This window comes from Amycolatopsis sp. NPDC051371, assembly GCF_040682155.1.
Lineage (GTDB): Bacteria > Actinomycetota > Actinomycetes > Mycobacteriales > Pseudonocardiaceae > Amycolatopsis.
In genome coordinates, this window is sequence record NZ_JBFBAG010000076.1 from 1 (window position 1) to 21,563 (window position 21,563).

The window sequence follows — 21,563 nt, forward strand, 5'->3', positions numbered from 1 at the left end:
GCGAGGTCACGGCGGGGCCGCGGCGGCTCGGCGGCTTCGGGCAGAGCGTCCACTTCGGACACGGCGCTGTCAGACACGGGTTCGCTCCCTCGTGCCGAACAGCCCCGAGGGTCGCACCACCAGGACCACCAGCATCACGAGGAACACCGCGCTCTTCGAGAAGTCGAACGACACGTACTGCGCGGACAGCGCTTCCACCAGGCCGACGACCAGGCCCCCGACCACCGCGCCCGCCGTCGAGTCGAGGCCGCCGAGGATCGCCGCCGGGAAGGCGGCCAGCGCGATCGAGTGCGTCCCGCGGGAGAGCCCGGCGCCGGAGAAGTCCTGCGTCGCGATGAACAGCACGGCCACCCCGGCCAGCAGCCCGGCGACCAGCCACGCGGTCGCGGTGACCCGGGAGCTGCGGATGCCCATCAGCGCGGCGGCCTCGCGGTTCTCCGCCTGCGCCCGCATCGCCACGCCCCAGTTCGAGTACTTGAAGGCGAGCCAGAACGCCGTGATGAGCACCGCGGCCACGCCGAGGGCGACCAGGTGCGTGCGGAACAGGGTGATCCCGCCGAGCTGGAACGGCTTCGCGTCCCAGGCGCCGCCGAGGAAGGGCAGCGTGACGCCGAGGCGGCGCACGATCTCCTCGGTGACGATCACGTCGACGCCGATGGTGAGCAGGGCCAGGCTGTTCGCGTCGGCGTGCCGGGAACGCGACAGCAGCAGCCGCTCCAGGACCAGGCCGAGCAGCCCGGCGGAGACGATGCCGACCAGCGACGCGCCCACCCAGCCGAGCGCCTCCCGCGTCACCACGACGAGGTAGCCGCCGAAGAGCACGAGCGAGCCGTGCGCGAAGTTGACCACTTCGGTGGCCTTGAAGATGATGACGAACCCCAGCGCGAGCAACGCGAACACCGCGCCCTTGCCGAGGCCGTTCACCACGAGCTGCAGGAATGTGTTCACGCCGCCTCCGTGCCCAGGTAGGCCTTGATGACGTCCGGGTCGGCCTGGATCTGCGCCGGGGTGCCGTCGGCGATGCGACGGCCGAAGTCGAGCACCGTGACCCGGTCGGCGATGCCCATCACCAGGCCCATGTCGTGCTCGACGAGCAGGATCGAGATGCCCAGCTCGGCACGGATCCCGGTGATCGTGCCGGCCAGCTCCGCGGTCTCGGCCGCGTTCATCCCGGCCGCGGGCTCGTCGAGCAGGAGCAGCACCGGCTCGACCGCGAGCGCCCGGGCCAGGTCGACGCGCTTGACGACGCCGTAGGGCAGAGCGCCTACGGGTGCGTCGACGACCGCATCGAGGCCGAGGAACGCGCAGATCTCGCGGGCGCGTGCCGCGTGCCGGCGTTCGGCGCGGACCGTCCACGGCAGCCGTAGCCCGACTTCGAGGAACCCGCCGCGGGTCAGCGCGTGGCGGCCGAGCAGGACGTTGTCCAACACGGTGGAGCCGGGGGAGAGCGCGGCGTTCTGGAACGACCGGCCGACGCCGAGCCCGGCGAGCTTGTGCGGCGCGAGCCCGGTGAGGTCAGTGTCGCCGAGCCGCACGCGCCCGGCGTCGGCCCGGTAGAGGCCGCTGATCACGTTGAAGCAGCTGGACTTCCCAGCGCCGTTCGGCCCGATCAGCGCGTGCAGCGAGCCGGGGGCGACGGTGAAGCTCACTTCGTCGAGGGCGCGGATCCCGCCGAACCGCAGGGAGACGTCCTCGACGCACAGCTTTTCGGGGGTCCGGGTGGCGAAGCCCCCGGCCCGAGGAGAAGCCTCGGTTGTCACAGGCAGCTCCGGCGGCGTCATCCGGCCCACCTCGACAGGGTCCGGCCGGCGAGCTGCTTGCGCGCTTGTTCGGCTTCGGCGTCGGCGGTCTCCTGCGACTCGGCGTGCCCGCCGAGGTAGAGCCGCCGGACGTCCTCGCTGGCGGCGAGCTCGGCGGCCGTCCCGGCCAGCGCCACCCGGCCGACCTCCAGCACCACGGCGTGGTCGGCGACGCCGAGCGCCATCACGGCGTTCTGCTCGACCAGCACCACGGCGGTGCCCTGCTCGTGGATCTCGCGGATGGTCCGGGCGATCTGCTCGACGATCTTCGGCGCGAGTCCCAGCGACGGCTCGTCGAGCAGCAGCAGCTTCGGTGCGGACATCAGCGCCCGGCCGATGGCCAGCATCTGCTGCTCGCCGCCGGACAGCAGCCCGGCTCGCTGCTTGGCGCGCTCCCCGAGCACGGGGAACAGCTCGTCGACGCGGTTGCGGGCGGTGTCCCGTTCGGCCGCGGTGCGCGCCCCGATGCCGCCGGCGCGCAGGTTTTCTTCGACGGTCATCCGCGCGAAGATCTGCCGCCCCTCGGGCACGCCGACGACGCCGAGCCGGACGATCCGCGCCGGGTCGAGCTTGCCGAGCGCGTGGCCGTCGTAGCGGATCTCGCCGTCTTCGATCGCGCCGCGGTGCATGCGCAGCGTGCCGGAGACGGCTCTGAGCAGGGTGGACTTCCCGGCGCCGTTGCTGCCGAGCACGGCGAGGACGCCGTCGGCGGAGACGTCGAGGTCGACACCGTGCAGGGCGGCCGTCGACCGGCCGTACCGCACCCGCAGGCCACGCACGGTCAGCACGGACTCACTCCAGGACGCAAGACGCCTCCTCCACTCGTGTGACGTGAGTCACCGTCAGTGGCGGTCATCCTGCGAGGGGCGGCGGTGATCCGATACCCCCACGTGGAGAGGTATGCGGCTACGAAACGGACACGGCGGCCTCCCGGAGCGCCGCGAACACCTCGGGCGACGTCGTGCACTCGCCGAGCCGGACCGGCTTGCGGTCGCCGTGGAAGTCACTGGAGCCGGTCGCGAGCAACCCCAGGTCCGCGGCCACTTCCCGGAGCCGCGCGCGGACCTCCGGGGGCTGCTCCGGGTGATCGGCCTCGATCCCCGTGAGTCCGGCTTCGACAAGGGCTGCCAGCTGCGCGTCGGAGACCGCAGCGCGGCGCTTGACCGAGCGCGGGTGAGCCAGCACCGCCGCGCCGCCGGCCGCGCGGACGAGCGTGATCGCGTCCACAGTGGACAGGACGTGCTTGGGCACGTCCGCCCGGCCGCCGTCGGCGATCCAGTCGGGGGTGAAGGCGTCGGTGATGCCCGCGGCCGCCAGCGCCGCCGCGATGTGCGGACGTCCCAGCGGCGCACCCGCGGCGATCGCCTCGACCTGCTCCAGCGTGATCGGCGCACCCAGCTCCCGGCATCGCTCGACCATCCGCACCGCGCGGCGGGTCCGGTCGGTGCGGATCAGCTCCAGCTCACCCGCCAGCGCCGCATGCCCGGGATCCACGAACAACCCCAGCAGGTGGACCTCGAAGTCGTCGAGGCGGCAGGAGATCTCGACGCCGGGGACGATCTCGACGCCGGAGGAGGCAGCGGTCGCCGCAGCCAGGCCCGAGAACGTGTCGTGGTCGGTGAGGGCGAGCACCGTCAGCCCGGCCTCGGCGGCCAGCCGGGGAAGGACAGCGGGCGGTGTCGTCCCGTCGGAGGCCGTGCTGTGCGCGTGCAGGTCGATCGTCACCCGGCGGAGGATCTCACAGCAGCCCGGCTTCGCTGGCCTTGCCGATGGCCTCGACGCGGTTGCGCGCGCCCAGCTTGTGCAGCGCCGACTGCAGGTACGTCTTCACGGTGTTGCGCGCGAGCCCCGTCGACTCGGCGATCTCCGGGTTGGTCTGCCCCTGGGCGGCCAGCCGCAGGACTTCGTACTCCCGGCGGGTCAGGCCGCTGCGGGCCAGCGCGTCCGATCGCTGCCCGGCGTCGGGCAGGATCCTCGGGTCGACGACGCGCTCGCCGCGCAGCACCCGCCGCAGCTCGGTCACCAGCTGCGCGCCGGCGGCGTCCTTGAGCAGGCAGCCGTGCGCGCCCGACTCCAGCGCGGCCAGCACGCCCTGGTGGTCGCCGTGGGCGGTGAACACCACGATCTTCCCCTCGGGGTGCACGCGCCGAAGCTCGGTGACGACCTCCGGCGCGAGCATGTCCGGCAGGCGCAGGTCGAGCAGGATCAGGTCCGGCGCGAGCGCCGCCACCCGCTCGATCGCCAGCCGCCCGGACTCGGCTGAGCCGACCACGCTCAGGCACGGGTCCGAGCGCAGCAGCAGCGTCACGCCGTCGCGGACCACCGGGTGGTCGTCGACGACGAACACGGTCGCGGGTGTCGTGGGGGTCACCGTCGCACCAGCGGCACCCACGCGCGCAGGGTGCAGCCGTCGTCGTCGTCGCGGACCAGGCTGACCCGGCCGCCGAGCCGCAGGGCCCGCCCGGTCAGCGCCCGCAGGCCCACGCCCGTGCCGGGGACGGCCGCCGCGCCGGTGCCGTCGTCCGCGACGACCACCTGAACGCCGTCTTCGCTGGGCAGGAGGCTGACGATCACCGACGACGCCCGGGCGTGCTTCTCGACGTTGAGCAGCCCTTCGCGCACCGCGGCCACGAGCAGCGCGGTCCGTTCGGCGTCCAGCGGCGGCACCGCCGCGAGCTGCACGAACCGGGCCGGGACGCCGCAGCGCGCCTGGAACGAGCGGCAGTGCTCGGCCAGCTCGACCGGCAGCGCCCGCTCCGGGCTGGACTCCGACAGCGCCAGCAGCGACTCGCGCAGGGCCCCGGCCGCCGCCGAGACGTCCCCTTCGAGCCGCCGCAGCCGCGCCTCCAGTCCGGGGTGTTCTCGGACGTCGTCGTGCAGGTCGCGCACCTGGACGCCGATGGAGAACAGCAGCGCGCCGACGGAATCGTGCAGCGCGCTCTGCATCCGCAGGCGTTCGCCGGCCACCGCGGCCGTCCGGTCGGTCTCGGCGACCTTCGCCAGCTGCAGGGCCGTCCCGGCCTGGCAGGCGACCTCCTCCATCCGCCGGACGGCGTCGTCGCCGAAGTCGGCGGGCTCGCGCATGGCCGCGTACGCGATGGCGACGGTCTCGCCGCGCGCGACGACCGGGACGGCGAGCATCGCCGCCAAGCCCTCGCCGCGCACCTGGGCGTCGAACTGGTGGGTGATCGCGGGCGAGCTGACGTAGTCGGCGACCCGGACCGGCCGGCCCAGGGCGAGCACGCGCCCGCCGATGCCCTGGCCGACGGGCACTTCGAGGTCCTGCAGCGAGTCCGTCCGGGTGCCGGACATCCAGCGGATCACGGCGAGCCCGGGCTGGTCGAGCTCCGCGACGAACCCGGCCTTCGCGCCGACCGTCTCCCGGACCAGGCGCGCGGTCCCGTGCAGCGCGGCGACGCGATCGAGCGTGCCGAGCAGCTTTTCGCGCTCGCGCAGCAGCTCGCCCAGCACCGCGCTGTACTCGGCGACGTGCTCCTTTGCCGTCACCCGATCACGATGGCACACCGACTGTGGTTTCGGACATACCCGGCTGGAGAGGTACGGACGGCGCCGGTCGACTTGAATGGGGGTGTGGAGATCCTCACCGACGCCGCCACGCTCGCGCTGTACACGACCGACGCGTCCAACTACCGCCACGTCCCCCGGGGCGTGGTGCTGCCGGAGTCCGTCGACGACGTGATCGCCGCGGTCGCCGAGGCGCGCGCCCGCGACCTGCCGGTGATCGCCCGCGGTGGCGGCACGAGCGTCGCCGGGAACGCGTGCGGACCGGGCCTGGTCATCGACACTTCGCGCCACGTCGGCGGCGTGCTTTCGCTGGACCCGGAGACCCGGCTCGCGCGGGTGCTGCCCGGCACGGTGCTCGACGACCTGCAGGCGGTCGCCGCGCCGCACGGGCTGCGGTTCGGCCCGGACCCGTCCACGCACAGCCGCTGCACGCTCGGCGGGATGATCGGCAACAACGCGTGCGGCTCGCACTCGGTGGCGTGGGGGCGCACGGTCGACGTCGTCCGGTCGCTGGACGTGCTGCTCTACGACGGCACGCGGCTTCGGGTCGGGCGCGACGAGCCCACCGAGGGCCGGATCTTCGACGAGCTGCGCGCGCTGGTGCGGGACAACCTGGCGTTGTTGCGCAAGGAACTCTCGACGTGGCCGCGGCGCGTGTCCGGCTACGGGCTCGAACACCTGTTGCCGGAGAACGGGTTCGACGTCGCGAAGGCGCTCGTCGGCTCGGAGGGCACCTGCGTCACGGTGCTCGAAGCGACGGTCGAGCTGGCCGAGCTGCCGGCGCGCCGCGTGCTGGCGGTGCTCGGTTTCCCGTCCGACATCGCCGCGGCCGACGCCGTGCCGGCGATCCTGCCGTGGTCGCCGCTGACCGTCGAGGGCGTCGACGCCGAGCTCGTCGCGATGCTGCCGGGCCGTGCCGGCGACCTGCCGCCGGGCGGGGCCTGGCTGTTCGTCGAGCTGGCCGGGGACGATCCGGCTGCGCGGGCTCGAGCGCTGGCGGCGTCGCTGGAGCTCACGGGGTTCGCGATCGTGGACGACCCGGCCGCGCAACGCGGGCTGTGGCGCATCCGCGAGGAGGGCGCGGGCCTCGCGACCCGGCTCGCCGACGGTTCGGAGGCCTGGCCGGGCTGGGAGGACGCGGCCGTCCCGCCCGAGCGGCTCGGCGCGTACCTACGCGAGTTCAAAGAACTCATGCGGGCACACGGGCGCCGCAGCGTCGTTTACGGACACTACGGCGAAGGCTGCCTGCACCTGCGGCTGGACTTCGACTTGTTGTCCGTTTCCGGCGTGGCGGATTTCCGGCGGTTCCTGGAGGAGGCGGCGGACCTCGTCGCCGCGCACGGCGGTTCGCTGTCCGGCGAGCACGGCGACGGCCAGGCGCGGTCCGAGCTGCTGTCCCGGATGTACAGCCCGGAGATGATGGACCTCTTCGGGCGGTTCAAGGCGATCTTCGACCCGGCGGGGCGGATGAACCCCGGCATCCTGGTGGCGCCGCGGCCGGTCGACGCCGATCTGCGGGTGCGGCCGGCGCCACTGTCCCTAGAGGACGTCACGGTGCTGGGTTACCCCGAAGACCGGGGGAGCTTCGGCCAGGCGATGCGACGCTGCGTCGGTGTCGGCAAGTGCCGCAACACCAGCGGCGGCGGCGTGATGTGCCCGAGCTACCGGGCCACCCGCGAGGAGCAGCACTCGACGCGCGGGCGCGCCCACCTGCTGGCCGAGATGCTCAACGGCGAGGTGATCACGGACGGCTGGCGTTCGTCCGAAGTCCATGATGCCCTGGATTTGTGCCTGTCCTGCAAGGGATGCCTGTCGGACTGCCCGGTGGACGTCGACATGGCGACGTACAAGGCGGAGTTCCTGCACCAGCACTACCGGCGGCGGCTGCGGCCGGCGTCGCACTACTCGATGGGCTGGCTGCCGCTGTGGCTGCGGCTCAGTGCCCGAGCGCCCCGGCTGGCCAATTTCGTCGGTCGATCCCGGTTGGCGGGCCTGGTGAAACGACTGGGCGGGATCGCGCCGGAACGAGATCTGCCTTCGTTCGCTCCTGCGCCGTTCACGTCGTCGCGGGCGGATCTGCGGCGCCGGGCTTCGGGGGAGCGTCGCGTCGTCCTGTGGCCGGACTCGTTCAACAACTACCTGACGCCTTCGGTGCTGGAGGCCGCCCACGAGGTGCTGACCGCCGCCGGCTACGACGTCGTGCTGCCGGACCGCGGAGTCTGTTGTGGACTGACGTGGGTGTCGACGGGCCAGCTCGGCGTCGCGCGCCGCGTCCTGGACCGGACCCTCGGCGTGCTCGCGCCCTATCTCGAAGAAGGCTACGAGGTGGCCGGGCTGGAGCCGAGCTGCACGGCCCTGTTCCGCGGCGACCTGCCGGCGCTCATGCCGGGTGACGAGCGTGCCGCGTTGCTGGCGTCCCGCACGTTCACGTTCGCGGAACTGCTGGAGCGGGCCCCGATCCCGTTCGCGGCGCTGGACGTCGACGCGATCACCCAGGTGCACTGCCACCAGCACGCGGTCCTCGGCTTCGGCGCCGACGAGTCGGCGCTCGCGGCGGCCGGGGTGCGCAACACGACGCTGGACTCCGGATGCTGCGGCCTGGCGGGCAACTTCGGCTTCGAGCGCGGCCACTACGAGGTGTCGAAGGCCGTGGCGGAGGACCGGATGCTTCCGGCGATCCGTGCCGCTTCGGAAGAGACGGTGGTGGTGTCCGACGGGTTCAGCTGCCGGACCCAGATCGCCCAGGAGTCGGGCCGGACACCGGTGCACCTCGCGGAGCTACTCCGGCGCGCGTTGCCCTGACCCCCACCACGCCGTGGCCAGGGCGTCCAGTGTCGGTTCCGGCGGCGCCGGCATGACCTCGAAGTACCAGCGGAAGTTGCTGTAGACGTGCAGCAGCGCGTACGCCAGGCAGCGACGAGGGTCGATGGTCCGGCCGTAGCCACGCAGGAAGCGGCGCAGCAGGTCGCCGTCGCCGCTCGAGACGAACAGGCCCACCGCCACGAAGTCGTACTCCGCGGCGCCGCGCATCGCGGGCTCGAAGTCGAACAGGCCGGTGACGCGCCCGTCGGGGTCGATCATCACGTGGTCGCGCATGAACTCCGTGTGCAGCGGCACGACCGGCGGCGTTCCGAGATCGACCGCGTCGAGGAACGCGGGGATCTGCGCGATCCACACCTCGTCCAGTCCGGTCCGCCGATGGTGCTCGACGATCTTCGCGCGTTGCGCCGCCACGAAGTCCGCCCAGTCCGCCGGCGCCAGGACGTCGAGCCGAGCGTCGTCGACGGCGTGCAGTGTCGCCAGCAACTCGCCCAGCTCGGGCACCAGCCGCCGTTTGTCCTCAGTGGACAGTGACGGCCAGGCCTCCTCGAGCGTCCGCCCGGGCAGCCGTCCCATCAGGAGGTATCCCCAGCCGTCCTGCTCGCCGGACTTCACGGCCTCCGGCACCGGCAGCACGCCGTGCAGCACTTCGAGCATGGTGCGTTCGGTGGTGAGCTCGTCGCGGTACACCGGCGGGTAGAGCTTGAGCACCAGGTCGTCGCCGACGGCGTACACCGGCAGCGAACCTTCGGTGAACGGGACGACGTCCTCGCGACCCAGCAGCGTCGTCACCGCGGGCAGGAGGCTTTCGCGGGTGAGCGCGGCGGACTCGGCCTCGGTCGCCGCGGACGGGAAGATCGCCATGATCCCGACGGTAGGCGCGCTGTCGAGCGGTTATCCGGTGCGCTCCAGGAGCGTGCGGACGGCGGTGAGCACGAGCTGGCTGACGTGGTCGGGGTCGGCGCTGGCCAGGGGTTCCGTGCCGGTGATCTCGCGGACCAGGCCGATGCCCAGCAGCCAGGCCAGCGCGAGATCCGCGCGCAGCTCGGCGTCCGGGGCGTCGGTGAGCGTGGCCAGCGCCCGCGCGTACTCCTCGCCGACTTCACGCCGGATCGCGGCTGACGCGTTGTCGCTGCCGGTCGAGCGCAGGTACGTCTCCAGCGCCGGGTTGCGCCGTCCCGAATCCGCGGGCTCGAGCATGCTCCGCAGCGAGGCATCGAAGAGGTTTTCCGGCGTCGTGGCGGCCAGGTGCTCCCGGCCGCCACGGGCCATGACCTCTTCGAACAACGCGTCCTTGCTGCCGAAGTAGCGGAACAGCAGCGCCTGGTTGACCCCGGCCTGGCCGGCGATGTCCCGCACGGTGGTCCGGTCGAAGCCGCGCTCGGCGAAGAGCGTGGCCGCGGCGTCGAGCAGCGCGGCCCTGGTCGCGGCCGCGTCCCGTCTGCGGCCCGGCTGTGCGGTCACCGGTGCAGGTTAACCGGCAAACCGGGCGGGCGCGCTCCTACCCGGTGAGCCGGATCGCGGCGGCCGGGCAGGTCAGCTCCGCCTGCCGGACCGCGTCCTCCTCGCCGTCCGCCGGCTCCCCGGAGAGGAGGACGACGGTGCCGAGCTCCTCGTCCTGGTCGAACGTGCCCGGTGCGAGCAGGACGCACTGTCCGGACGAGACACAGCTGTCGGTGTCGGCGGTGATCTTCACCGGGCTCACCACTGAACCGGGACCCGGTCGACCCCGCCGGCGACGCGGTTGACGCGGACCGGGATGTCGTCGATCTCCGCCGCCAGCCGCAGGCCGGGGAACCGCGCGAACAGCTTGGGGAACACCGTCCGCAGCTCGGTGCGCGCGAGGTTGGCGCCGATGCAGACGTGCGCACCGGTGCCGAAGGCGAGGTGGACGTTCGGCGTGCGGGCGGGGTCGAACTCGTCCGGGTCGGCGAACACCGACGCGTCGCGGTTGGCCGCGTCGCTGGAGATGAGCACGGCGTCGCCGCGCATGATGCGCGTCCCGGCGACCTCGACGTCCTCGTGGGCGTAGCGCAGCAGGCCGGTGCCGCTGGTCGCGGTCAGCCGCAGGATCTCCTCGATCGTCTGGTTCACCTCGCCCTCGGGGTCGGCGGCGAAGCGGTCGCGGCGGGCGGTGTCGCTGAGCAGGAACAGCGTGCCCATCGCGATCCGGGTGGACGTCGTCTCGTGGCCGGCGAACAGCAGGCCGGCGCCCATCCGGGCGAGGTCGTCGTCGGTGAACGTGGGGTCGTCGGCCTGGACCGCGACCATGTCGGAGATGACGTCGGGCTGCGGGTCCGCGCGCTTCGCGTCGGCCAGTTCCGTCATGTAGGCCTTGAACTCGGTCATGGCCGCCTGCGCGTCTTCGCCGCCGTCCATCCTCGCGATCCGCTCGGACAGGCCGCGGAACTTTTCGCGGTCGGCGTAGGGCACGCCGAGCAGCTCGCAGATCACCAGCACCGGCAGGGGGAACGCGAGGAAGTCGGTCAGATCGACCGGCTCGCCCGGGTGGGCGTCGTGCGCGGCTTGCAGGTCGTCGAGGCAGCGGTCGGTCAGCTCGGCGATCCGGTCGCCGAGGGCGCGCATCCGCGGCGCGGAGAACGCGGGCGCGAGCATCCGGCGCATCCGCTTGTGCTCGGCTTCTTCGGTCTCGAAGTCGCCGCTAGGGCCGTCCTGGATCGCGGCGTTCGAAATCCGCGAAGCCTGCTCCGGCGCGGGGTGCGAGCGGCCGAAGCGCTTGTCGCGGAAGATCTCCTTGGCCTCTTCGTACGACGTCACCAGCCACGCCGGGTCGCCGGCCGGGGTGAGCACCCGGCTGATCGGGGCCTGCCGGCGGAGGGCTTCGTAGTCCGGCGCGATGGCGAGCGCGTTCGCCCGCGCGAAGGGGAGGCGAGGCGTCTCTTCGGTGGTGGTCATGCGTCTCTCCTCAGTTCGGTTTCGAGGTCGGCGAGCCAGCGGAGCTCGGCGTCGAACTTCCCGATCACGTGGTGCAATGCCGCGCGGCCCCACGGGTCGGCCTGCCCGGCGGCGAGCCCGGTGACCCTGGCCTGCTCGGCGAGCAGCGCCCGTTTTCGGACGTCGAGCACTCGGGCGCGGTCGTCCCTTCTCAGCCGGCCGAAGTTCCCGACCCTGGCCAGGAACTCCGGTTCGTTGAGCGCCAGCTCGGCGGGGAAGTCCGCGAGCATGTCGTGCAGCAGTTCCCGCCCGACGTCGGTGATCGTGTAGACGTGCCGCGGCGGTTTGGCCTCCTGCTCCTCCGCGCTGCGGCTCACGGCGCCGGCGTCGACGAAGCGCCGCAGCGTCGGGTAGAGCGAGTTGTTCGACAGGGTGTGGCCCGTCGACGCCTCCACGGCCTTGCGCAGTTCGTAGCCGTGCATCGGCTCGCGGGCCAGCTTCGCCAGCAAAAGGATCTCGATCCACACCTAGGTCACCGTAACCTATGGTTTCGTGACCAGGCAATGGCGGACCGTGACAGGTGGGAAGAAACTGTGTAGCTTTGTAAGCAGCTGCTTACAACCGGAGCGAGGGGTTCCGCATGACCGTCACCCACACCGAGCCGCTCTCGTACCCCTTCAACGAGGAGGCGGGACTCGACCTCAACGAGGCCTACGCGGCCGCCCGCGAAGCCGAGGGCATGGTCCGGGTCAAGATGACGTACGGGGAGCCGGCGTGGCTGGCCACCCGCTACGCCGACGCCCGGCTGGTGCTCGGCGACCGCCGCTTCTCGCGGGCGATGGAGAAGGAGAAGGACGCGCCCCGCCGCTCGCCCGTCCAGCGCGACGGCGGCATCCTGCAGATGGACCCGCCGGACCACACGCGGCTGCGGACACTGGTGGCGAAGGCGTTCACCATGCGGCGCGTCGAGCTGCTGCGCCCGCGCGTCGCTTCACTGGCGGCGGGACTGATCGCGGACATGAAGGCGGCCGGCCCGCCCGCCGACCTCGTCGACCTGTACGCGCTGCCGATCCCGGTCGCGGTCATCTGCGAGCTGCTCGGCGTCCCGGTCGCCGACCGGCCGAAGTTCCGCGTCTGGAGCGACGCCGCGCTGTCCACCAGCGGCCTGACGCCCGAGGAGTTCGAGCGCAACCGCGAAGAGCTGCGCGACTACATGCGCGGGCTGATCGCCGAGCACCGGTCGCGGCCCCAGGACGACCTGATGACGGCGCTGATCGAGGCGCGCGACACCCGCGACCGGCTGACCGAGCTGGAGCTGGTCGACCTGTGCGTCGGCATCCTCGTCGCCGGGCACGAGACCACCGCGAGCCAGATCCCCAACTTCGTCTACGCGCTGCTCGACCAGCCCGGGCAGTGGGAGCGGCTGTGCGCCGACCCGGACCTGATCCCGGCCGCCGTCGAGGAGCTGCTGCGGTTCGTGCCGCTGGGCGCCGGCGCCGGGTTCGCGCGCTACGCCACCGAAGACGTCGAGGTCGGCGGCGTGCTCGTGCGGGCGGGGGAGCCGGTGCTGGTGGCTGTGGGCGCGGCCAACCGCGACCGGCTGCAGTTCGACGACGCCGAGGGCCTGCGGTTCGACCGCGAGGACAACCACCACCTCGGCTTCGGCCACGGCGTCCACCATTGCCTGGGCGCGCCGCTGGCCCGGCTCGAGCTGCAAGAGGCGCTGCGCGCGTTGGTCACCGAGCTGCCGGGGCTGCACCTGGCCGGCGATATCGTGTGGAAGACGCAGATGCTCGTCCGCGGAGCGCGGTCGATGCCGATCGGCTGGTGACGCGGAAGGTGACCATGAGCTGGCACGTGGAAGTCGACGAACACACCTGCATCGGATCGGGGATGTGCGCCGCGCTGATGCCCGAGGTGTTCGCGCTGGACGGCGCGGTCGCGCACACGATCACCTCCGACGTGGACGGTGACGAGACGGTGCTGGACGCGGCGGACTCGTGCCCGGCGATGGCGATCGTGGTGACCGACGGCGGCCGCGAGATCGGCCCGCGCCCCTAGTCCTCAGGGCTCGAAGCGGCCGTGCTCGGTGACCAGGGCCGTGATGAGCTCGTGCGGGGTCACGTCGAACGCGGGGTTGAAGACCTGCGCGTCCGGCGGGGTGAGCGGCACCCCGGCGTATTCGGTGAGCTCGCGGGCGGCGCGTTCCTCGATGGCGATGCCCGCGCCGTCCGCGAGCTTGCTGTCCACTGTGGACGACGGCGCGACCACGACGAACGGCACGCCGTGGTGCTTCGCGGCGATCGCCAGGCCGTAGGTGCCGATCTTGTTGGCGACGTCGCCGTTCGCGGCGATCCGGTCGGCGCCGACGAGCACGCAGTCGACCATCCCGCGCGCCATCGCGGCGGCAGCGGCTCCATCGGGCTGGACGCGGTAGGGGACATCCGCCTGCGCGAGCTCCCACGCCGTCAGCCGGGCGCCTTGCAGGAGCGGCCGGGTTTCGTCGACGAGGACTTCTTCGACGAGCCCGCGTTCGTGCAGGTGCCAGACGACGCCGAGGGCGCTGCCCCAGCCGACGGTCGCGAGGCGCCCGGCGTTGCAGTGGCTCAGCAGCCGCAACGGCCGGTGCGCGCAGGCGGCGAGCACGATCCCGGCGGCGTGGCGTGAGGCGGTCTTGTTGAGCTCTTCGTCTTCGGTGAGGAGAGCCAAGGCTTCTTCGAGGACGGCTTCCGCGCCTTCGGGGAGCTTCTTCATCGCGCGCTCGACACCCCAGGCGAGGTTGACGGCGGTGGGGCGCGCGGTGGCGATCAGGTCGGCGTCGGCTTCGACGTCGTCGCTGGTCCGGGCCGCGAGAGCGACGCCGAGGGCCCCGGCGGCGCCGAGGGCGGGCGCCCCGCGGACGGCGAGCCGCTGGATGGCGTCGACGAGCTCGCCGACGGTCCGCAGGTGCAGCAGCCGGTACTCGGCGGGCAGCGCGGTCTGGTCGATGACGACGACGGCACCGTCGGCCCAGTCGATGGTCCTGCGCACGTGCCCTCCCTGCGTTTCTCGCTTGCGCGCCCGGTGATGATGCGGTGGTGACCATTGAACGACAGAACCCGCCCGGGCTGCACCCACCGCCGGGCTACCACCACGTGACGGTGGCCGCCTCGACCCGGACGGTGTACCTGGCCGGCCAGTGCCCGCTGACCGCGGACGGTTCGGTGGTCGACGGGCTGATTCCGCAGGTCGACCAGGTGGTGGCCAACACGGCGGCGGCGCTGGCGTTCGCGGGCGCTTCGCCGGCCGACGTGGTCCGGACGGTGATCTACGTGGTGACGGAGGACCGTTCGGTGCTGTCGGAGGTGTGGGACCGGCTGACGACGTCGGCGATCGGAGCGGCGTTCACCTCGGCGAGCACGTTGCTGGGAGTGGCGCAGCTGGGGTTCCCGGGCCAGCTGGTGGAGCTGGACGTGACGGCGGCGCTCTGACGACGCCCGCGCGCGGGAGGCGCCGGCCTGCCTCCCGCGCGGCCGGCCGGCCCTACAGCCCGGCCATCAAGTCCGTCTCCGTGATCCCCGGGCCCTGCCCGGCCCGGATGAACCACTCGGTCCCGAACGCGAACGCGAAGGCGTCATCCGGCATGGCCAGCATGAACATGTCCTCGCTGATCTGACTGGGATGCGCCCGCATCGCCGCGCGCTTCACCCCCACGTACTTCGCCACGTCGACCGCCGCCGTGATCTCGGCTTCCGGTTTGCCGAACTCGACGTTCTCCGGCGGGGTCGGCGCCGCCTCCGGGGGCATCAGCCCCTGCTCCACCGCCGCCTCGAAACCGCGCTGCATGAACTCGCGGTTGAACGTCGCCTGGAACACGCGCGGCGTGCCCGCCAGCTCGGCCGCGCGGACGCCGACGCGGTGGACCTGGATGTGGTCCGGGTGGCCGTAGTCGCCGTTGTCGTCGTAGACCGTCAGCACGTCCGCCGACTCCTCGCGCAGGATCGCCGCCAGCTGCTCGGCCGCCTTCTCGACGTCCGCCCGCCAGAAGCACTCCGGGTCGTCGTTCGTCGATTCGCCCATCATCCCGGAGTCGCGGTAGCCGAGGAACTCGACGCGCTCCACCCCGAGGATCTCCGCGGCCGCGTGCGACTCCCGCACGCGCCGCTCCCACAGTTGTTCGCCCTCGGCGAGAAAGCCCTCGGGGACCTCGCCGACCTCGCCCCGGGTGGCGACGACGAGCACGACGCGGTGCCCGTCGGCGACGGCCTTGGCCATCACCCCGGCGGTGCGCAGGCATTCGTCGTCCGGGTGGGCGTGGAAGGTGACCAGTGTTGCCATGTCTCCGACGCTACCGAACACCACCGACAAAAACCGCCCGCCAAGGTGCCCTGCTGCCCGTTAGGGTCCGCGGTCGTGGCCGATGACGAGAAGAACACGCTGCTGTCGTTCCTGCGAGCCCAGCGCGACAGCGTCCTGGCGATCCTCGGCGGACTCGACGAGAAGGCCCTGACGACCCCGGTCCTGCCGACCGGCTGGACCCCGCTCGGCATGGTCGAGCACCTCGGGTACGCCGAGCGGCACTGGTTCCAGGAGATCGTCACCGGGACCGCGGACCCGGTCGCGTGGCCGGACGACCACGAGCCGCTGACCACGCCCCGGTCCCCGGACGTCGTCTTCGCGTTCTACCGCGAGCAGTGCCGCCGGTCCGACGAGATCTTCGCTGCGACGCCGTTGTCCGCGGTGCCGGAGTCGCGCCACCCCTCGCCGCTCGCGGACGAGATCGCCGACCTGCGCGGGGTGGTCCTGCACATGATCGAGGAGACGGCCCGGCACGCCGGCCACCTGGACGTCGTGCGCGAGCTGATCGACGGCCGCACCGGGCTCGGGCCGCGCTAGGACTGTTCCTTCGCGCACCACCAGGTCGACCGGCCGCCGACGGTGCCGTGCGCCATCTCCGCGCCGCAGCGGGGGCAGTGGTCGCCCGCGCGGCGGTGGCCGATGATCTCGCCCGTGTGGACGCCACCGTGCTTGATCGCCGCGCGCAACGCCTTCCGGAGTGCCTTGTGGAGGTTCGCGAGGTCGTCGTCGCCCAGTTCGTTCACCGGGCGCGCCGGGCTCACCGCCGCCTGCCAGAGGGTTTCGTCGGCCAGCAGGTTCCCGATCCCGGCCAGCACGGACTGGTCCAGCAGCCGCGCCTTCACCGGCGCCCGGCCCCGCCCGACACGCTCGCGGAAGTCCTGGCGCGACACCTCGCCGGCGTCCGGGCCGAGCGCGTCGAGGTCGGGATCGAGCCGCACCCGGCTGAGCCGGCGCGTGTCGAACAGAAGCAGCCGTTCGCCGTCGGCGAAAGTGATCCCGAACCGGAACCATTCGGGCTTCTCCACCCGGTCACGGGCCTTCCCGGGCGGGCCGCTCCGGCCGCCGAACCGCAGCTGCCCGGCCATCCCGAGGTGCAGGCCGAGGTTCGGGCCGGGCCGGCCATCGCCGTTTTCCGTTTCACACCAGAGCGTCTTGCCCCGCCGGTGCGCTTCGGTGAGCCGTCCACCGCGCAACGCACCGGCGATGTCCCCGGGCGCGTGCGGGCGGCAGACCCAGTCGTCGTGGTCGTCGACGTCCCGGATCTCGCGGCCGAGCGCGTCGGCGAGGACCTGGCGGGCGAGCTCCACTTCGGGCAGTTCCGGCACGTGATCCAGTCTGACGGCTCGGGTGCCGGGTCGCCGATCGGCGTCACTCCGGCCGCATCCACTCGTAGAGCCGGTGGCCGGGATCGGTGAGGTCCGGCGTGACCAGCATCCGGTCGATGACGACCGCCCTCGCGACGAAGCCGAAATGCCGGTTGCCGCCGACCCTGCGGCGCAGGTACGCCTGGTTCGCCGGCCCGAGCCCCGGAACGGTCAGGCACCGGGCCGCGGCGAGGGTGCCGCGGGCGTATCCGCCGGCGCAGATCGTGATGGTGCGCCGGCGGTCGAGCGGGTTCACCCCGCGGAAGAACAGGATCACGTCCTCGTGGAGGATGCGCGTCCCGTACTCGTCGCCGAAAACGGGGCCGAACCACCTGGTCCCGTCCTCGTCGACGACCTCCAGGCCGGGCCAGTCGGCTTCCGACTGACGTTGCGATATCTTCACGGGCAGGTGCAGGGCGGAGTACATGTCGCGGGTCACCGGATTGAAATCCGATCCGCCGATCACCACCAGGTGACTGGCGTAGTCGGTCGGCTGCAGGTCACTCGTCATCGCGAACTTCACATCGTGGTCCGGGTTCAAGGACCGGATGTGGCCGTACAGGTGGATCAGCGAGTCCTGGTCGGTGTAGGTCAGCAGATCGACGTAGTCGGGATCCTGCGGGTCGCTCGATTCGAAGTTGCTGATCCTCGATTCCGGGACCCGCCCGCAGACGATCACCACCGGCTCGTCCGGCGGGAACCGCCAGATGTCGGGCGCTGCCCCATCGGCCGGCTCGGGGACTTCCGCTCTTTCTTCCGGCCCGTCGGCGACGGCCTTTTCCCAGGCGCTCGTCCACGCCGCCCGGTCCCCTTCGGGAACTCCGAGAACGGCCAGCAGGGCCAGGAGCAGATCACGCCGTGGCGCGCGCCGGCCGGCCAGGACGCCGGCGACGGTGGAGCGGGGCAACGCGTGTCCGAGTTTCTCGCCGAGCCGCTCGATGTCGCGCAGCGAGGGATTCCCGGCGCGCACCCGGCATTGCCGGAGCAGAGCGGCCAACCGGGTGAGCGTCGTGACCCCGGACGGGTCAAGGTCACCGAATGGCCCGGGTCGGGGAAGAGGCATCTTGACATCGTGTCCCACGTCGGCCGGTTTTGTCCCACATCGTCTCACCTCCACGTGACGGACGGGCTGTCGAAAACAAACGGAATTCGGGGACCTCGGCTTTCCCCGGTGTCCCGGGACGAGTTCGTCTTCGTGTGTCCGCGGACGTGGCGCGGAAACCGCTCGCGACTGTTCAATCGGCTCAGGGACATCGGCTCTGCCGAGGGGATGGACACATGCTTTACGAAGATCAGCTCGTCTACGGACTCGTCGTGGCGGTGGACGTCGAAGGATTCTCGAGAATGGGGATCCTCGACCAGGCTGCGGTTCTGCTCCGGTTGAAGGAGGTTCTCGACCGTGCTTCCGAACGGGCCGGGCTCGTCCGCGCCGAATGGCTCCGGCAGCCGCGGGGGGACGGGGAACTGGCGGTGCTGCCCGCCGATTCCGACGTTTCCCGCGTGGTCGCGGACTTCGTCCACGAAGTGGTGGAAGAACTCGAGCGGGGCAGCCGGCCGCGGCTCCGGCTGCGGATTTCGATGCACCACGGCGCCCTGACCGCGGGGGTCTTCGGCCCCATCGGCGACGCCCTCATCGTCGCCTGCCGGTTGCTCGACGCGGAATCCGTGCGCGAAACGCTCGCGCGGCACCCCGGCGAAGACGTCGTCGTGGTCGTCTCGCAGCGTCTGTACGAAGACGTCGTCGCCACGCGGTTCCGCGGTCTGCGGCCCGATCGGTTCCAGCCGGTGGCCGAACGGGTCAAAGGCCGGACGTACCGCGGGTGCGTCTGTGTTGGCAGCCCCAAGTCCGCGCCGGACGACGTGGTCCCGGTCCGCCACGGCACCCTGATCGAGCTGCCGAACGGGTGACGAGCCGGAGGGCCGCCGGTCAGGGGCGGCGATCGCGGCGGACCAGGGCGAGCGCCTCGCCGATCACCAGTGCCGGCCGCGATGGCCGCCGTACCCACCGCGGACCTCTTGTCAGGCGTCGAGTGACTGGGTGGTGGCGACTTCCCAGGCGAACCCGTCCGGGTCGGTGAACGGCGTCGCGGAGTTGACGGCGATCCGGTGCGCCCCTGTGCCTTCGGGAGCGACGCCGGCCTGCTTGGCGAGGGCCTTGCGCCGGTAGAGCGCGAGCTTCACGGGGCCGCTGCCGCCGTCGAACTCGACGTACATGCGGTTGAAGCTCTTCGCGACGGTGAGACCGTGCTCGACGTAGAACTTCTTGCTGGCCAGAATGTCCTGGACACCCAGCAGGAGCACGATCGAGTCGATCTTCCGGGTCGCCGGCCCGGTGTTCTTCTTGGCCGAGGTGGCGAGGGTCCAGATGGCGCCGTCGGGGGCCTGGACGGCGCCACCGTAGCCCCACATGGACTTCGCGGCGGGCTTGAGCGTGGTGGCCCCGGCTTCGAGGGCGGTCGCCATGAGCGAGTCGACGTCGGCGGGCTGGGCCACGATGAGGGAGAGGGTGTAGCCGCGGAAGCCGGTGGAGGGCTGCTGCTGCTCGCGGAAGCGGACCTGGGTGGTGAGGCCGAAGGCGTCGGCGTAGAAGCGCTCGGCGGCCGCGGTGTCGGCCACCTCGAGGGTGATGGAGTCGATGTTCGTCATGCCGGTAACGCTAGGTGCGAGGCGGTGACCAGCGCTTCTCGATTCCTGATCGGTTGGCCGAGGCTCAGTACTCGCCCTTGATGACGAAGTAGGAGCCGCGGATGGTGCCGGCCAGCTTCGACTTCTGGCGGGCGAACTTGAACGCCCCGAGCTCCTCGGGGACGTCCATCCCGTCGGAGAGCTTGAACCCGACCGCCCGCTTCCCGCCGTCCTCGATCGTGTACATCACGTTGATCGACAGGCCGCTTTCGTAGAACACGTACGCCATCCGGATGCCCTCGACCTCGAACTCGGTCGCTTCGAGCGGGGGCGACGCGATGACGATGCCGCGTTCTTCTTGGAGGATCCGGCTCACCCAGCCGATGGCCGGCGCGGCGTCGCTCGCGGGCTCCGTCGTGAAGACGTGGTCGTACTTGTTCTTGAAGTACCGGGCCTCGTTCGCCCGCAAGCCGGCGAGGGCGTCGGCGACCGGCGACGACTCCAGCCCGGCGGTCGACACGGTCGCGAAATCCACGGCGTGGGGCATGGCTCCTCCAGGGTCGGCGAATGTGCTGGTGACGAAGGTAAACGACGCGGGAGCCCACCGCACGCTTCACACACTCCCGAGGGTTCGTCGCAGGAACTCCGTCGTCAACGCCCAGGCTCGAGCGGCCGCCTCGGGGTGGTGGAACATCGGGGCCACGTTGTTGTGGAACGCGTGCCCGGCCTCTTCCTGGACGTGGATCTCCGCGCCCGGGTGGGTCGCCACGGCGGACTCGACCACCGCGACGTCCGCGCGCGGGATGTACGGGTCCTGCCCGCCGAAGTGGAACTGGATCGGGCACGTGATCTTCGCCAGGTCCGCGATCTGCTCCGCCACCGTCGAGCCGTAGAACGACACCGCCACGTCCGGGTCGCCCGCGGCCGCCGCCGCGAACGCCAGCGATCCGCCCAGGCAGAACCCCAGCACTCCCACACCACCGGAAACGACGGGCTGCGCACGGAGGTGGCCCACCGCCGCGAGGACGTCCGCCAGCCCCAGCGCCGGGTCGAAAGTGGACGCCACCTCCATCGAGGCCGCCACTCCTGCCTCGTCGTGGGTGGACGACCAGCCGGGTGCCGTCCGCCGGAACAGCTCCGGGATCGCCACCACGTAACCCGCCACTGCCAGCTCCGCCGCCACCGAACGCAGGTAGTCGTCCAGCCCGAAGATCTCCTGGATCAGCACCAGGCCCGGGCCGTGACCGGACTCGGGCAGCCAGACGGGGAGGTCGGTCATCGCAGGGACCTTTCCAGGATGTCGGCGACCAGCTCGGCCTGGCGGCCGTCCGGGTCGAGGTCGGGGTCGAACACCGTCAGCTCGAAGCCGGCCGCTCCGGGCCGGGCCAGCAGCTCGCGCAAGACCGCGACCAGGGTGTCGGGATCGAGCCCGCCGGGATCGGGACTGTCCACTGCGGACACGTACGCCGGGTCGAGGACGTCGATGTCCACATGGATCCAGAAACCGTCCAGGCCGGCGAACGCGGAGGACGGCAACGGCTCGGACGCCATCAGGCGTTCCGAAGTGACGAAAGGGATTCCCGCGGCGCGCAGCTGGGACGACTCGGCCGTCCGCACCCCGAGCACCAGCACGTCGCTGTCGCGGACGTAGGGCCGCAGCCCGTCGATGTCGGCGAGGTCGGCGGCGCCGCGGCCGGTCATGATCGCCAGGTCCTCCCCCGCCGCCGCGCCGACGTGGTCGGCGATGCCCAGGTGGCGGAAGTCGTCGTGACCGTCCAGGTACGCGATGCCGTACCGGCCGGACCGGCGGAGCGCCAGCATCGCGCCCAGTGAGATCGAGCAGTCGCCGCCCAGGACCACCGGGAAGCCGCCCGACGACCGGACCGACGCCACCCGCGCCGCCAGCGCGCGCGTGTAGGACGCGATGGCCGCCGAGTTGCGGACGCCGTCGCCCGGCGACCACGTGCCCACGTACCGGCCGGGTGTCACGACACCGCCGTCGGACGCACCCAGGCGGTCCAGGATGCCGAGGTCGCGCAGGACACCGGGCGTCTTGTAGCAGCCGGGCACCGCGCCCTCGGCCGGCGGCCGCAGGCCGAGGTTGGACGGCGCGTCGAGCAGGACGTGATTCCCCACCCGATCACCGTACTGGCTCCGCGGCCGGAGGCGTCCTAAGTTGAGGTGCCGACCAAGGAGG

At 72.0% G+C, this 21,563-nt stretch carries 25 protein-coding genes; 6 read left to right on the plus strand and 19 right to left on the minus strand.

What is annotated here, in order from left to right; translation table 11 throughout:
• Positions 1-69: 69 nt before the first annotated feature.
• The 6 genes from AB0M59_RS50245 to AB0M59_RS50270 all read right to left on the minus strand — a co-directional run bounded on the left by AB0M59_RS50245 (position 70) and on the right by AB0M59_RS50270 (position 5,306).
• Positions 70-948 (minus strand): branched-chain amino acid ABC transporter permease, encoded by an 879-nt coding sequence (locus AB0M59_RS50245; protein ID WP_364630442.1) that lies wholly within the window; start codon positions 946-948, stop codon positions 70-72.
• Entirely contained in the window at positions 945-1,790 is an 846-nt protein-coding gene (locus AB0M59_RS50250; RefSeq protein WP_364630445.1) for an ABC transporter ATP-binding protein, read from the minus strand. The genes AB0M59_RS50245 and AB0M59_RS50250 overlap by 4 nt, the downstream gene beginning before the upstream one ends.
• Positions 1,778-2,587: an ABC transporter ATP-binding protein gene (locus tag AB0M59_RS50255; RefSeq protein ID WP_364630448.1), complete on the minus strand. Its 810-nt coding sequence runs from the start codon at positions 2,585-2,587 to the stop codon at positions 1,778-1,780. The genes AB0M59_RS50250 and AB0M59_RS50255 overlap by 13 nt, the downstream gene beginning before the upstream one ends.
• A gap of 118 nt (positions 2,588-2,705) precedes the next feature.
• Positions 2,706-3,524 carry a PHP domain-containing protein gene (locus tag AB0M59_RS50260; RefSeq protein WP_364630451.1) on the minus strand — a complete coding sequence of 273 codons (819 nt, stop codon included), beginning with the start codon at positions 3,522-3,524 and terminating at the stop codon, positions 2,706-2,708.
• Positions 3,525-3,537: 13 nt separating this feature from the next.
• Entirely contained in the window at positions 3,538-4,170 is a 633-nt protein-coding gene (locus tag AB0M59_RS50265; protein WP_013228788.1) for a response regulator transcription factor, read from the minus strand.
• Entirely contained in the window at positions 4,167-5,306 is a 1,140-nt protein-coding gene (locus AB0M59_RS50270; RefSeq protein ID WP_364630454.1) for a GAF domain-containing protein, read from the minus strand. Before AB0M59_RS50270 ends, AB0M59_RS50265 begins: the two co-directional genes overlap by 4 nt.
• 84 nt (positions 5,307-5,390) lie before the next feature.
• Between AB0M59_RS50270 and AB0M59_RS50275 the strand changes: the two genes are divergently transcribed.
• Positions 5,391-8,126: an FAD-binding and (Fe-S)-binding domain-containing protein gene (locus AB0M59_RS50275; protein ID WP_364630457.1), complete on the plus strand. Its 2,736-nt coding sequence runs from the start codon at positions 5,391-5,393 to the stop codon at positions 8,124-8,126.
• Here AB0M59_RS50275 and AB0M59_RS50280 read toward each other — a convergent pair.
• Genes AB0M59_RS50280 through AB0M59_RS50300 form a run of 5 tightly spaced genes read right to left on the minus strand, consistent with a single transcriptional unit; the run spans position 8,103 to position 11,566 of the window.
• Positions 8,103-9,008 (minus strand): aminoglycoside phosphotransferase family protein, encoded by a 906-nt coding sequence (locus tag AB0M59_RS50280; RefSeq protein ID WP_364630460.1) that lies wholly within the window; start codon positions 9,006-9,008, stop codon positions 8,103-8,105. The two genes, AB0M59_RS50275 and AB0M59_RS50280, sit on opposite strands and share 24 nt — an antisense overlap.
• Positions 9,009-9,038: 30 nt before the next feature.
• Positions 9,039-9,608, minus strand: a complete 570-nt coding sequence (locus AB0M59_RS50285) for a TetR family transcriptional regulator (RefSeq protein WP_364630463.1) — start codon at positions 9,606-9,608, stop codon at positions 9,039-9,041.
• A 37-nt stretch (positions 9,609-9,645) separates the two neighbouring features.
• The gene (locus AB0M59_RS50290; RefSeq protein ID WP_364630466.1) at positions 9,646-9,840 is read right to left on the minus strand and encodes a ferredoxin; all 195 of its coding nucleotides are present in this window, start codon (positions 9,838-9,840) and stop codon (positions 9,646-9,648) included.
• A gap of 5 nt (positions 9,841-9,845) precedes the next feature.
• Positions 9,846-11,060 carry a cytochrome P450 gene (locus tag AB0M59_RS50295; RefSeq protein ID WP_364630469.1) on the minus strand — a complete coding sequence of 405 codons (1,215 nt, stop codon included), beginning with the start codon at positions 11,058-11,060 and terminating at the stop codon, positions 9,846-9,848.
• Entirely contained in the window at positions 11,057-11,566 is a 510-nt protein-coding gene (locus AB0M59_RS50300; protein WP_364630472.1) for a PadR family transcriptional regulator, read from the minus strand. The genes AB0M59_RS50295 and AB0M59_RS50300 overlap by 4 nt, the downstream gene beginning before the upstream one ends.
• A 113-nt stretch (positions 11,567-11,679) precedes the next feature.
• Between AB0M59_RS50300 and AB0M59_RS50305 the strand changes: the two genes are divergently transcribed.
• Positions 11,680-12,870, plus strand: a complete 1,191-nt coding sequence (locus AB0M59_RS50305) for a cytochrome P450 (RefSeq protein WP_364630475.1) — start codon at positions 11,680-11,682, stop codon at positions 12,868-12,870.
• Between the two features lie 14 nt (positions 12,871-12,884).
• Positions 12,885-13,100, plus strand: coding sequence for a ferredoxin (locus tag AB0M59_RS50310; RefSeq protein WP_364630478.1), 216 nt, complete (start codon positions 12,885-12,887; stop codon positions 13,098-13,100).
• A 3-nt stretch (positions 13,101-13,103) separates the two neighbouring features.
• On the opposite strand, the gene mtnA is transcribed toward AB0M59_RS50310, so the two are convergent.
• Positions 13,104-14,069 (minus strand): S-methyl-5-thioribose-1-phosphate isomerase, encoded by a 966-nt coding sequence (mtnA, locus tag AB0M59_RS50315; protein WP_364630481.1) that lies wholly within the window; start codon positions 14,067-14,069, stop codon positions 13,104-13,106.
• A 47-nt stretch (positions 14,070-14,116) separates the two neighbouring features.
• Between mtnA and AB0M59_RS50320 the strand changes: the two genes are divergently transcribed.
• On the plus strand, positions 14,117-14,509 hold the full coding sequence (locus AB0M59_RS50320) for a RidA family protein (protein WP_364630487.1): 393 nt from the start codon (positions 14,117-14,119) through the stop codon (positions 14,507-14,509).
• Positions 14,510-14,561: 52 nt separating this feature from the next.
• Here the strand turns inward: AB0M59_RS50320 and AB0M59_RS50325 are convergent, their stop codons facing one another.
• The gene (locus AB0M59_RS50325) at positions 14,562-15,356 is read right to left on the minus strand and encodes a PIG-L family deacetylase (protein WP_364630490.1); all 795 of its coding nucleotides are present in this window, start codon (positions 15,354-15,356) and stop codon (positions 14,562-14,564) included.
• A gap of 75 nt (positions 15,357-15,431) precedes the next feature.
• Here AB0M59_RS50325 and AB0M59_RS50330 point away from each other — a divergent pair, with 75 nt between their 5' ends.
• Complete coding sequence (locus tag AB0M59_RS50330; protein ID WP_364630493.1) at positions 15,432-15,914, plus strand: DinB family protein; 483 nt, start codon at positions 15,432-15,434, stop codon at positions 15,912-15,914.
• Here AB0M59_RS50330 and AB0M59_RS50335 read toward each other — a convergent pair.
• Both AB0M59_RS50335 and AB0M59_RS50340 read right to left on the minus strand, forming a co-directional pair.
• Entirely contained in the window at positions 15,911-16,702 is a 792-nt protein-coding gene (locus AB0M59_RS50335) for a DNA-formamidopyrimidine glycosylase family protein (protein WP_364630496.1), read from the minus strand. The two genes, AB0M59_RS50330 and AB0M59_RS50335, sit on opposite strands and share 4 nt — an antisense overlap.
• Positions 16,703-16,745: 43 nt before the next feature.
• Entirely contained in the window at positions 16,746-17,738 is a 993-nt protein-coding gene (locus AB0M59_RS50340; RefSeq protein WP_364630498.1) for a hypothetical protein, read from the minus strand.
• Between the two features lie 281 nt (positions 17,739-18,019).
• On the opposite strand from AB0M59_RS50340, the gene AB0M59_RS50345 reads away from it, so the two are divergent.
• Positions 18,020-18,649 (plus strand): hypothetical protein, encoded by a 630-nt coding sequence (locus tag AB0M59_RS50345; protein WP_364630501.1) that lies wholly within the window; start codon positions 18,020-18,022, stop codon positions 18,647-18,649.
• Between the two features lie 111 nt (positions 18,650-18,760).
• Here the strand turns inward: AB0M59_RS50345 and AB0M59_RS50350 are convergent, their stop codons facing one another.
• From AB0M59_RS50350 to AB0M59_RS50365, 4 genes are all read right to left on the minus strand, one after another.
• Positions 18,761-19,387: a glyoxalase gene (locus tag AB0M59_RS50350; RefSeq protein ID WP_364630504.1), complete on the minus strand. Its 627-nt coding sequence runs from the start codon at positions 19,385-19,387 to the stop codon at positions 18,761-18,763.
• Positions 19,388-19,451: 64 nt separating this feature from the next.
• Positions 19,452-19,913, minus strand: coding sequence for a phage tail protein (locus AB0M59_RS50355; RefSeq protein WP_364630507.1), 462 nt, complete (start codon positions 19,911-19,913; stop codon positions 19,452-19,454).
• A 66-nt stretch (positions 19,914-19,979) separates the two neighbouring features.
• Positions 19,980-20,645 (minus strand): dienelactone hydrolase family protein, encoded by a 666-nt coding sequence (locus AB0M59_RS50360; RefSeq protein ID WP_364630509.1) that lies wholly within the window; start codon positions 20,643-20,645, stop codon positions 19,980-19,982.
• Entirely contained in the window at positions 20,642-21,502 is an 861-nt protein-coding gene (locus AB0M59_RS50365) for an arginase family protein (RefSeq protein ID WP_364630512.1), read from the minus strand. Before AB0M59_RS50365 ends, AB0M59_RS50360 begins: the two co-directional genes overlap by 4 nt.
• Positions 21,503-21,563 lie beyond the last annotated feature (61 nt).